Origin of the sequence: Nocardia asiatica NBRC 100129, from assembly GCF_000308415.1 — a bacterium.
GTDB lineage: Bacteria > Actinomycetota > Actinomycetes > Mycobacteriales > Mycobacteriaceae > Nocardia > Nocardia asiatica.
This window is the reverse complement of record NZ_BAFS01000407.1, coordinates 1-11,583: the sequence shown is the minus strand read 5'-3', so window position 1 is coordinate 11,583 and position 11,583 is coordinate 1. Positions and strand designations below refer to the sequence as shown.

8 protein-coding genes and 3 pseudogenes are annotated in these 11,583 nt (G+C 65.9%); 6 read left to right on the top strand and 5 right to left on the bottom strand.

Annotated elements, in window-relative coordinates; all coding sequences use genetic code 11:
* Positions 1-151: 151 nt before the first annotated feature.
* Positions 152-718, top strand: a pseudogene (locus tag ON27_RS30680) (IS256 family transposase); the annotation flags it as partial.
* A 125-nt stretch (positions 719-843) separates the two neighbouring features.
* Positions 844-1,563, top strand: a complete 720-nt coding sequence (locus ON27_RS43330) for a transposase family protein (RefSeq protein WP_306306966.1) — start codon at positions 844-846, stop codon at positions 1,561-1,563.
* 314 nt (positions 1,564-1,877) lie between these two features.
* Here the strand turns inward: ON27_RS43330 and ON27_RS30670 are convergent, their stop codons facing one another.
* The 3 genes from ON27_RS30670 to istA form a co-directional block, all read right to left on the bottom strand.
* On the bottom strand, positions 1,878-3,023 hold the full coding sequence (locus ON27_RS30670) for an MFS transporter (RefSeq protein ID WP_083887897.1): 1,146 nt from the start codon (positions 3,021-3,023) through the stop codon (positions 1,878-1,880).
* A 1,653-nt stretch (positions 3,024-4,676) separates the two neighbouring features.
* The gene (istB, locus tag ON27_RS30665) at positions 4,677-5,432 is read right to left on the bottom strand and encodes an IS21-like element helper ATPase IstB (protein ID WP_281032786.1); all 756 of its coding nucleotides are present in this window, start codon (positions 5,430-5,432) and stop codon (positions 4,677-4,679) included.
* Between the two features lie 62 nt (positions 5,433-5,494).
* Positions 5,495-6,751: an IS21 family transposase gene (istA, locus tag ON27_RS30660; protein ID WP_043735553.1), complete on the bottom strand. Its 1,257-nt coding sequence runs from the start codon at positions 6,749-6,751 to the stop codon at positions 5,495-5,497.
* A gap of 266 nt (positions 6,752-7,017) precedes the next feature.
* On the opposite strand from istA, the gene ON27_RS45020 reads away from it, so the two are divergent.
* The gene (locus ON27_RS45020) at positions 7,018-7,305 is read left to right on the top strand and encodes an OB-fold domain-containing protein (protein ID WP_281032785.1); all 288 of its coding nucleotides are present in this window, start codon (positions 7,018-7,020) and stop codon (positions 7,303-7,305) included.
* A gap of 92 nt (positions 7,306-7,397) precedes the next feature.
* Here the strand turns inward: ON27_RS45020 and ON27_RS30650 are convergent, their stop codons facing one another.
* Positions 7,398-8,342: a LysR substrate-binding domain-containing protein gene (locus ON27_RS30650; protein WP_043735551.1), complete on the bottom strand. Its 945-nt coding sequence runs from the start codon at positions 8,340-8,342 to the stop codon at positions 7,398-7,400.
* A gap of 82 nt (positions 8,343-8,424) precedes the next feature.
* Here ON27_RS30650 and ON27_RS30645 point away from each other — a divergent pair, with 82 nt between their 5' ends.
* The 3 genes and pseudogenes from ON27_RS30645 to ON27_RS30635 all read left to right on the top strand — a co-directional run.
* Positions 8,425-9,615, top strand: a complete 1,191-nt coding sequence (locus ON27_RS30645; protein ID WP_043735549.1) for a thiolase family protein — start codon at positions 8,425-8,427, stop codon at positions 9,613-9,615.
* On the top strand, positions 9,615-10,271 hold the full coding sequence (locus ON27_RS30640; RefSeq protein ID WP_043735548.1) for a 3-oxoacid CoA-transferase subunit A: 657 nt from the start codon (positions 9,615-9,617) through the stop codon (positions 10,269-10,271). Before ON27_RS30645 ends, ON27_RS30640 begins: the two co-directional genes overlap by 1 nt.
* Positions 10,268-10,897 (top strand): annotated as a pseudogene (locus tag ON27_RS30635) (3-oxoacid CoA-transferase subunit B); the annotation flags it as partial. The gene ON27_RS30640 and the pseudogene ON27_RS30635, both read left to right, overlap by 4 nt.
* Before the next feature lie 483 nt (positions 10,898-11,380).
* Here the strand turns inward: ON27_RS30635 and ON27_RS30630 are convergent.
* Positions 11,381-11,583: pseudogene (locus ON27_RS30630) on the bottom strand (4-hydroxybenzoate 3-monooxygenase); the annotation flags it as partial.

Sequence of the window (11,583 nt, the reverse complement as noted above, 5' to 3'; positions counted from 1 at the left end):
TGGAATGAGCTGTCTACCATCGAATGTGAGACAGAGCCGTTGACTGGACAGACCCTACGCATCCCTCCGCGGCGGGGACTGTCGGAACAACGGCGGATTTGACCTTGGTCTGACTGGCCGGACCTGATGGTTCGGCGGGAAGGATCGAGCAGTGTCGGAGACACTCGACGCCGTGGCGAAGAAGGACGCGGCGGATACCAGGAAGCTGGCCGAGCAGCTGCTGAAGCAGGCCAAGGAGCAGGGCATCGACCTGGTCGGCCCGGGTGGGCTGCTCAACCAGCTGACCAAGACCGTGCTCGAGACCGCCCTGGAGGCGGAGATGACCGAGCATGTCGGCTACGAGAAACACGACCCGGCAGGGCGTGGAACGCCGAACTCTCGCAACGGGACTCGGTCGAAAACGGTGGTCACCGAGATCGGTCCGGTCGAGATCGATGTGCCGCGTGATACCAGCTCGACGTTCGAACCGAAGATTGTCAGGAAACGTCAGCGGCGGTTGTCGGGGGTCGATGAGATCGTGTTGTCGCTGACCGCGAAGGGGTTGACGACCGGGGAGATCTCGGCGCATTTCGCTGAGATCTACGGCGCTTCGGTGTCCAAGGACACCGTCTCCGCGATTACCGACAAGGTGGTCGCGGAGATGACCGACTGGTGCAACCGGCCTCTCGATCGCGTGTATCCGGTCGTGTTCATCGATGCGATCCACGTGAAGATCAGGGCTCTGGCGCAGTCTTCGTGATCCCGGGGGTCGGCGTGTTGTCGGTGGAGTGTCAGGCTTGGTAATGGTGTCGGGGGTGTTCGGGTGATCTTGTTTGGAAGTTGTTGCCGCACTTGACTGGTCTGGTGATAGAAGCAGTCGACAGCGAGGGAGATGGGCTGGTTCTCCGGGCCGCGGTGGCCGCGTCGACTGCCCAGTGTCAGGGATGCGAGTCGGTCTCTGCGCGTGTGCACTCCCTCTATCAGCGCACACTGGCCGATGCCGCGATCGCCGGCCGGGTGGTGACCGTGCAGCTGATGGTCCGGCGGTTCTTCTGTTCGAACAGTGATTGCCCGGCGAAGACCTTCGCCGAACAGGTTGCCGGGCTGACGGCGAAGTGGTCGCGGCGCACGAGCCGATTGACGTCGATGTTGGTCGCGATCGGGTTGGCGATGGCAGGTCGTGCCGGCGCCCGGCTGGCGGGCCGATTGGGGCTGCCGGTCAGCCGAGACACGTTGATCCGGCTGGTCCGCCGGTTGCCGGACCCGCCGAACAGCCCGGTCGCGATTCTGGGTGTCGACGTAAAGCCGGACCGCTCGGGCCTTCAACTCGTCCGGGTATTTCTTCGGTGCTGCCACGCGGGGCTCCTTCCTGGTCCTATCGGACCATGCTCAGAGCCCTCCAAGGAAGCGGGGGAACCTCAGGCAGCAGCTGTCGGTTGTCACCGGCCTGGTCGACGGGGCAACTCCCGCATCTCCAGCCTGCCGGGTATTTTCGCTACAGCCACACGTGCCTGGTCTTCGCGGGGCTATGCCGTTCGGGCAGCTCACCGTACGGTGCGCAGCTTCGGTGATCGCCTGCTGTGACTGTGTCACTGCCGCTCCCGGCCCGACATCGGCAACAAGGATTCGATTCGCTCCCACGCCCGACCCGTGAGCTCACCCGCGACCAGTTGGTCCCCGAGCGGCTGTCATGACGCGAATTCCGCCTGCGAGCGGGTACTGCTCACGCGAATGCTGGCGAACGCAAGTATGCCTGCGATGAGGGCGCCGAGAGCGAGCGCCGTGAATGCAGTGGAGTAGGTACCGGACCGGTCGAAGGCCAACGCGACCAGTCGGCCCGAGCACGAGGCCGAACTGAACCAGACCGAACATCAGGCCGTACGCTCGACCGAACACCCCTATACCGAATCGACGTTTGAGGACGTAGGGAATGAGATCGGACTCCACTCCGTAGGCGAAGCTGACGAGTGCGGCGGCGAGCACCAGGAGCGCAGTGCTGCTGGCGGTCGCCAGTAGAAGACACCCAGCGCTTGGGCGAGAAAGATGGAGGCCGCGACCCACCGTGCGGGGACGTAGTCGAGTAGAGTGCCCCCGACCAGACGGGCGATGAGGGATGCGATGCCGACAAGGGAAACCGCTGTGGTAGCCACTCCGGGACCGTGTCCGCGATCGCTGATCACGGCGGCGACATTGACGATCACACCACCTGTGACCAGCAGGCCGATGACGAAAGCGAGCGTCATGCCCCAGAAACGGACGTCCCGCAGGAAGACTGACATTCGGGCCGTCCCGTCCGGTCCGGTATCGTTCCGGTCAGCCGTTGCGACGGTAGCCTTGACGGGCTGACCGTGCTCCCGCGACCTAGTCGCCGTGGCGCCCCAGGGAACCAGGAAGTGGGCGCCGAGACCGATGACCGCGACCCAGGCGGCAAAGGCAAACCATGCTTTCTGCCATCCGAACTGCTCGATCAAAGGAGCGGCCAGGGCAGAATTGACCACTGTTCCCGTGCCGAGTGCGGCGACGACCAGCGAGATGGCCAACCCCAGTCGGCGGTTGAACCACCGCGGGATGGTGCTCAGATAGGCGACGGGCGAGGTCAGTCCGCATGCAATACCGAGAGCGCATGAGCCCAGGACGAAGCCAACGGGGGACGGTGCTCCCAGAGCGAACAACGCGATCGAGGCCGGCATCCACACGGCCGCCATCGCCGTGACTTTTCGAGCCCCCAGTCGATCGACGAGCAGGCCCGTGAGCGGAGTCGTGATCACCCCCCCTAGCGAAGCGATGGACACTGCCAGGGCAATCTGGGACCGGTCGGCCCCCAACCCCGTGGCCATCGGCTTGAGGAACAGCGAGAAGATCCCGAGGAAGGCGGGGGAGATCGTGACCGCGATGCCGAGGTGAGCGGCGACCAAGTGGCGCACGCTTCGCGGAGAGAACTCAGGTGCCGAGTGGGCCTCCGAATGCCCAGGGGCATGTTCCTCGGCTCCGTGAGGCACCGGGGCGGTCGGTTCCGGTAAGGTGAAGTCCTTGTCGATGGACATCTGGCCTACCTACTTTCTTTCTGTTCCGTGGTTGGATAGGTGAGGGAGGAGTCCTGGCGCTGCTTTCTCAGCCGGGAAGTGGAGCGATCCCGAAACACACACAGGTGGTGCGTACGTCTAGGTCGCCGAGGGGCGCCGAAGCGGTGCGGGGGACGGTCCGTTTTCCTGCCCTACAGACGGCGAAGACCGGCCGGACCGGGCAATCAAGGGGCGCAGTCGGCCGATGGCTCTGCGAGGTCGGTTGGCGCCGCCGTGCGTGGACGTCGGACCGAGGCAGCCCACTCGGTTGTCGACCACTTCGCGGCGGGCGGGCTGGATGGCCAGATCCTTGGGCGACGTTCTGCCGCACCAGCAGTGACCAGCAAGCCGATCTGAAAGCGGAAGCGGCCGAAGCTGTTGCGTGGTTGAGGATGGGTCGTGCACTGCTAAGAAGCCGCCCGCATCGTCCGTTTTGGACCAGCGGTCCCAGCGAACCTCGGCGGTCCTGTCGGGCGGTGTCAGCGTCGGACTGAGCGATGATGTCGTGGCGCTATTCTGGGCTTGCCACGTCGGATCCGCTCTACCTCCTCAGGAAGGTCAACACCTGGTCGCGAGGGTGCTCGCCCCATGAGTGAAAGGCATCCTGGGAATCGGCGGGGAGGCTCCGGGTAAGCAGCGCGGGGCTCGAAAATCCTGGGCGGCACATTGCGTTCTCCTTTGAACTGTCATGCGATGGCCTCATCGCGTCCGGATCCACCGGGATGACCTACGCACTGTCGTGCTTGCATCTTCAGCCGGGCCTCGCTGAGAAGTCCAATACGTCTTTGCGCTGATACTCATCGTTCAGCGCTATTAGTAGTTCGCCGTCGGCAGAAGTGCCGAAGAAGGACGTACACGAGGAGCGCATAGCCGACTCTCGCTCGAGCAACCTCTTCGTGACACGGGTGTAAAGACTGTTGGTCGAAGTATCGGGAGTCCCGGGTCCCCAACGCGAGTCGCGTGTCTGTGGACTCGGGCCGTCGGTCCCATCTCCTCGGCCGCCCGGCGACCTGGATGAACTCGTCGTCACTGGTACCGATCGGGGCACCACACATGTAGTAGGCCGTTTCGAGCTCGCCTTCGGCGTTGGGAGCCAGTGACCGGCGAGCCCGCAGCCAGCGCCCCCAGCCGGGTTTGGCCTCACCGACGGTCGGCACCGTGGCCACGGCCCAGTCGAACATCCGAGGGCCTTTCGCGCCGTTTCCCCAGCTACGACGCTTCCATGCCTGCGGTGGCGCGTCGTCGACGGTCTGGCCGGCGCGGCTGCTACCGGCAAGCGACCTGACGACCGGTGCACTGCTGGTCACCTCGACCACATACCCGATCCGCTGCCGCTCGAGCCACCTGCGGCACTTCGAATCACCACCGTATGGGTCGAATGACCTCGCACGCTGGTGCGGCGGCGAGAATGCAGTGGCCGCCCGACTGTGGCGGCGGGTTTTCCGACCGTGCGGTCGACCGAGAGAGAAACAGGTATGCGGCGGGTGATTCGGCCGTCGCCCGGCGCGTTTTTCCATCGCAGGCTGGAGCGGAACCTGTTGTCAACAACTCGTGAAGGCTGACCCTCAGTCGATTTTTTGATTCTGACCCCCGGGATCAATTTTGACGAGTTGGTAGGGGTCGGTTTTGGTGTGTTCAGTCGGTCGCGGCGCGGTTCTCTTTGGCGAGCAGGGCGCGGCGTTGGCGGGTGCGGTAGGAGTCGCCGGTGAGGGTGAGAACCTCGGCGTGGTGGACGAGGCGGTCGATCATGGCTGCGGCGACGACGTCGTCGGAGAAGGTTTCGCCCCAGCGCCCGAACGGCAGGTTCGAGGTGACCATGATCGAGCCCTGCTCGTAGCGGGAGGCGACCAGTTGGAAGAACAGGTTCGCCGCGTCTTGGTCGAAGGGGATGTAGCCGACTTCGTCGACAATGATCAGTTTGTAGCGGCGGATCTTCTTCAGTTCCGCGTCCAACCGGCCGGCGTGGTGGGCGGTGGTCAAACGGGCGATCCAGTTGCTGGCGGTGTCGAACAGCACCGAATAGCCTGCTTGGGCGGCTTTGACGCCCAACCCGATCGCCAGGTGCGTTTTGCCGATCCCGGGCGGTCCGAGCAGGATCACGTTCTCGGCCTTGGGGACGAAGGTGCCTGTAGCCAAGTGCGCCAGCACGTCCCTGCGCAGCGAGGGCAGGTGATCGAGGTTGAAGTCTTCGAGGGTCTTGACCTGAGGGAAGTGCGCGGTGCGGATGCGCATGATCGTGCCCTTGGACTCACGGTCGGCGACCTGGCGTTGCAGCAGCGCGGCCAAATACTCTTCGTGCGACCAGTTCTCGTCACGTGCTTGTGCTGCCAGTTCTTCCCAGCTGCGCCCGACGGTCGACATCTTCAGCACCCGGGTCAGGTAGGCCATCATCGACGGCAGTCCATCGGGTGGCTGGCCGACTGCGTTGGTGGCCGTCTTGGGTTTGGTCGCGGTCATCCGTGTCTCTCTTCTGTTGTCGGAACATGGAAATCGACGCCGAACAGGACGTCGTAGTCCGGCAACGCGCGCAGCGCGACCGGATGCCCATCGGAATGCCGCCGCGCCTGCTCCCGGCGGCGCCGGTCAGCGGCGAACCCGGCCCGCAGCTGCGCGGCCAGCGCCGCGTGATCAGGATCGGTAACCACCTCCTGCTTGGCCCACGATCGTTGATGCCGGGCCACGACCTGCCCATCGCACTGAACCGTGACCACGGTCGGGGAGGCGGTGACATCGACGAACCGGCCGATCAGCCGCGGATCGACGGAGTAATCGACGGTGTCGACGCGCACGTAATAGTCGCGGGCCAGGCGGACCCGCTGACTCAATCCGACCGCCGGGCTGACCGGCGGCAACGGAATCATCGACAGGTAGTCGGTCTCGAACAGATCGACCGGTCGGCCACCGATCGAACGGACTGTGCGCGTGTTGGCCCGCGTCAGCCAATCCGCGAGCTGGGTGTTGAAATCGGTGGGGTCGGTGAAGCTGCGGCCCGGCAGGAACGAGGTCTCGAGGAACCCGTTCATCCGTTCGACCATGCCCTTGTATTCCGGATCTCGGGGCGGGGCCAGCTGAATTCTCGTAGCGAGGGTCCCGGCGAACGCTGCCGCGGCCGCGGTCACCTTCCCGGTCCCACCGATCGCTGACTCCCGGTCCCAGACGAGGGTCTTCGTCACTCTCCCCATCTGCGAGATCAGCTGCCACATCCCCGACAACAGATCCCCGCTCTGACGCGATGGCAGCATCACCGCCGCGGTGAACCGCGAAAACCCCAACGTCATCACCAGCACCGGAAACACACGCTCTTGGCCACCCCCGACCGGGATCCGCGGCTCGGGAAACCACAGATCACACTGCGTCACCGACCCCGGCTCATAACTCACCCGATCCACCGGGTCCACCCCGGCATATTCCGGGCGGATCTCCCGCAACCGAATCCTCAACGGATTCAACGTGTATGGCCAGCCGATCCGCTCGGCGATCACCGACCCCGGCATCCGCGGATACTCCGCCAGCAACGCCCGGATCTGCGCCTCATACGCCTCCACCACCCGACCCCGCGGCTTGCGCTCGTACTTCGGCGGCCGATCCGACGCCAACGCCGAACGCACCGTATTCCGCGCCACCCCCAGCCGCCGCGCGATCTCCTTGATCGGCACACCCTCCGCCCGATGCAACCCGCGGATCTCAGCCCAGTCCTCGATGGCAATCACCCCGCAAGCGTCAACCCCCACCAGGGGTCAATGTTCGGAAATCGCTGAGGGGTCAGTCTTCAGGAGTTACCGACACCTGTCAGCACCCTCTCGTGGAGGCCCGTATGCACACACCTGACCTGGAGAAAACTGCGAATGTCCTCGGCGACGACAGCGGGCTGTGCGTGGATGAGGTGCTGATGATTCACCGTTGCGTGCGGTGCGCCAAGCTGCTCGCGCCGATCACGTCCGGGTGTTCGTCCTGTTGATCCGGCGAGCTCGAGCGTGTGCCGTCGTCGGGTGCGGGCTCGGTCGTGTCGTGGCGGGTTGTCGACCGAGCCTCGACCGATCGGCCGGGTGGGTTGGTGCCGCTGACGATCGCGATCGTGGAGTCGGACGAGGGCCCGTGGGTCTACACCTCCCTGGAAGGGGAGATCCCCTCGTTGGCGGGCTGGTCCGTGCGCGTTCGATTCCAGCCCCATCCATCGGAGGACCGGTTCCCGGTCTTCGCGGTCAGCGCCGATCCCCGAAATTCGGCGTATTGGCCCGCGACGCGCCTGTCCCATCGAGACTGATCGATGCACCGCTCACCAGATCAATCTGTCTACCGAGGCCACTTTGCCACGGGTACGTCGGTGTCTAGCCAGTGCCGTAGCGGGTGGGCCTGCTAGGTAGCGCGCGCTGCGGCTCGGACCAGCGCCGCGACAGCTGCCACGCCGGGCGAGTTTTCTGATTCTCGGTGGGCCAGCATGAGTTCGACCGTTTCCGGCTGCCGGAGTGGTCGGTGGGTGACGCCGTCCAGGCCGAGGCTGCGGACTGGTTCGGGGGCGAGGGCGACGCCGAGGCCGGCGGCTACGGAGACGGCGAGGGTGGCTGTTTCGCTGACTTCCAGGACGGGGGGTCGGAATCCGGCGCGGGCGCATGCGTCGAGTACCAGGTGGTGCATGGTGGATCGGTCGCCGGAGGGGTGGGTGATGAAGGTTTCGCTGTCCAGGGCGGCGAGATCGACCGAATCGGTGTCGGCGAGTGGGTGGTTGACGGGGAGAACGGCGAGAAGTTGTTCGGTGCGCAGTGTTTCGAGCACAATGTTCGGCGCGTCGGGGCTCCGTGCGAGGAGGTGGTGGAGTCCTCGGGCTGATCCCGGTTCGGAGCTCGGTTGCGGCCGGACCAGTGCTAGGTCGTATTCGCCGGTGGCCAGGCCATCGAGCAGTTGCGGGGATAGCAGTTCGCCGCGCACTTGTAGGTCGATGTCGGGGAGTTCGGTGCGGACCATCCGGGTCAGGCGGGGCAGGACGTCGTAGGTGGCGGTTCCGATGAAGCCGACCGAGACGCGGCCGACGCGGCCGCGGGCGAAGGCCGTCATGTCGTCGGTGGCGCGTGCGCATGCCGCCTCGATCCGCCGGGCGTGTTCGGTGAAGCGTTCGCCCGCGGGGGTGATCTCGACGCGGCGGGTCGAGCGGTCGAACAGCTGGACGCCGAGTTGGGTCTCGAGCTGTTTGATCTGCTGGGACAGGGCTGGTTGGGCGATGTGGACGCGAGCTGCGGCCCGGCCGAAATGACGCTCGTGCGCGAGGGCGAGGAAATAGCGCAGGGTCCGCAGGTCGAAGTCCACACAGCAATTCTATCGCTGCTGCTTATCAATGCGCGGGAAATGAGTATTGGACTGCATCAATGGGGGTGTTTAGCGTCGAGGCGTGACCGATTCCTTCGTCTATGCCGCGGCGCGGACGCCGTTCGGGCGCTTCGGGGGTGCGCTGGCCGAGCAGCGCCCCGATGATCTGGCCGCCGCGGCCCTGTCCGGCGTGCTCGCCAAAGCGCCGTACCTGTCTCCTGAGGCGGTGGGGGATGTGGTCTGGGGGTGTGCGAATCAGGCCGGTGAGGACAACCGCAACGTCGGCCGGATGGCGGTGCTGCTGGCCGGGTCACCGACCGGGGTGCCGGCGACCACGGTGAACCGGTTGTGTGGCTCGTCGTTGGATGCGGTGATGAGCGCCTCGCGAATCATCGAGACCGGTGAGGCGGAGGTGGTCGTGGCCGGGGGCGTGGAGTCGATGACGCGGGCGCCGTGGGTGCTGCCGAAGCCGTCGCGGGGGTTTCCCGCCGGACACGTCACCGCGGTCTCGACCACGCTGGGCTGGCGGTTGGTCAACGACAGGATGCCCGCGCAGTGGACGGTCTCGCTGGGTGAGTGCAACGAACAGCTCGCGCAGCGGTTCGGTATTTCTCGTGGCCGTCAGGACGAGTTCGCCGCCCGCTCCCACCTGTTGGCGGACGCGGCGTGGGAAGCGGGTTTCTACGACGACCTCGTGATCGCGTTCGGTGGCCTGGCCCGCGACGAAGGCATCCGGCCCGACTCCACCGCCGAGAAGCTGGCCGGGCTGAAACCGGCGTTCCGGACCGACGGGTCGATCACCGCCGGGAACGCCTCCCCGCTGAACGACGGCGCGGGCGCGGTCCTGCTCGCGAGCGAAACAGTAGAGCTGGGCGTCGATCCGCTGGCGCGGATCGCGGGCCGGGGGACCTATGCGCTGGATCCGCAGGACTTCGGCTACGCGCCGGTGGAGGCGGCCAACCGTGCGCTGGCTCGCGCGGGGATCGGCTGGGCTGATGTGTCCGCGGTGGAACTCAACGAGGCTTTCGCGGTGCAGTCGCTGGTTTGTGTCGATGCCTGGCTCGCGCAAGGGCTGGCCGATCCGGAGATCGTCAATGCCAAGGGCGGCGCCATCGCGATCGGGCATCCGCTGGGTGCTTCGGGCGCGCGGATCGTCGGCACTTTGGCGCACCGTCTCGTCGAGTGCGGTGACCGGTGGGGTGTCGCGGCGATCTGCATCGGCGTCGGTCAGGGACTAGCGGTTGTGCTCGAGAATATGCGGGAGGTGCGGTGATGGTGGACATCTGCGAGACGACCGCGGCGGCGGTCGCCGGAATCGCCGACGGCAGCACCCTTCTGATCGGTGGTTTCGGTATGGCGGGCATGCCCGTGCAGCTCATCGAAGCGCTCATCGAACAGGGCGCCACCGATCTGACGGTGGTGTCGAACAACGCCGGCAACGGCGACACCGGCCTTGCCGCGCTGCTGGCCGCCGAACGGGTGCGCAAGGTGATCTGCTCATTCCCACGCCAGTCCGACTCGTACGTGTTCGACAACCTCTACCGGGCCGGGCAAATCGAGCTCGAGGTCGTACCGCAGGGCAATCTCGCCGAACGCATCCGCGCGGCGGGCGCGGGGATCGGCGCTTTCTTCTGCCCCACCGGCGTCGGCACCCAGCTCACCGAGGGGAAAGAGACCCGCGAGATCGGCGGCCGCACTTACGTTCTGGAGTACCCCCTGCGCGGGGACGTCGCCCTCATCGGCGCCCACCGATCCGATCGCATGGGCAACCTGGTCTACCGCAAAACCGCCCGCAACTTCGGCCCGGTCATGGCGACCGCCGCCACCACGACCATCGTCCAAGTCGCAGAGGTCGTCGAAACCGGTGTCCTGGACCCTGAAACGGTCGTCACCCCCAGCATCTACGTCGACAAGGTGGTCGCGGCATGAACACCGGCCCGCTCAGCAAAGACCAGATCGCGGCCCTGATCGCCAACGACATCCCCCACGGTTCCTATGTCAACCTCGGCATCGGCCAGCCCACCACCGTCGCCGACCACCTCCCCGCCGACTCCGGCGTGATACTGCACACCGAGAACGGCATGCTCAACATGGGCCCCGCAGCAGTAGGCGACAACATCGACCCCGACCTCACCAACGCGGGCAAAATCCCCGTCACCGAACTACCCGGAAGCGCCTACTTCCACCACGCCGACTCCTTCGCCATGATGCGCGGCGGACACCTCGACGTCTGCGTGCTCGGCGCCTTCCAAGTCTCCGCGACCGGTGACCTCGCGAACTGGCACACCGGCGCACCCGACGCCATCCCCGCAGTAGGCGGCGCGATGGACCTCGCTATCGGAGCCAAACAGATCTTCGTGATGATGACACTGTTCACCAAACACGGCACCCCCAAACTGGTCCCGGCCTGCACCTACCCCCTCACCGGAATCGGCTGCGTGTCACGGGTCTACACCGACCTCGCCATCTTCGACATCGAACCCGACGCAGTCGTGGTGCGCGACACCTTCGGCATCACCCTCCCCGAACTGGCCAACCGCTTGGACGTGCCCCTGCAAGGCCGACGAGCCCGTGTGACTGGTCGATCACGACCGGCGTTCCACTCTCCGGATTGTGACAGCCGCGGTGCAGCGCGTCGCCAGGCGACAGCCCAACAGCAAAAGCGGTCTTGGAATCAGCGGTAGGATCAGCACTCAACAGGGCCCGGCTCCCGGCGTTCGGTCCAGCGACCGCAGGCGAGCCATCTGGTAGCGGGTGAGCATCCGGTGCACTGTCGAGCGATGCAGGTTGAAAGGTAGCCGATGCGGGCTCGGTCCCCGCGGGCAGGCACGCACTTGTTGATGCGGCGTTCGTGCGTGTAGGTGTCCGGCGCGAACGGCTGGAGCGTCTGTTGTCGCGGTGGTGTCCGCTCGGCAGCGGTCGGACGGCGCGGCCGAGGCTTGAAGCCGATCGGCAGCGTGGCCAGCGGCCAGCGGTTCTCCGCAAAACTTCAGCCATACCCGGGTCTTCTGATCAGCGGCCGCGTGGCGCAGGGACGCTTATGACCGCTGCGGCCAGCCGGTGTAGGCCTCGGCGAGGAAGGTAGATCCGGCGGTCGAGCCGGTCACCGCTGCCAGTTCGCCCTCCCGCCTGCGTATATCGAAGGGGGTGGCATCGGAGATGGTGTGCAGCATGGTGGTCATCCAATAGGAGAAGTGCTGGGCCTTCCAGACGCGGCCCAGCGCTGGCGCGCTGTAGGCCG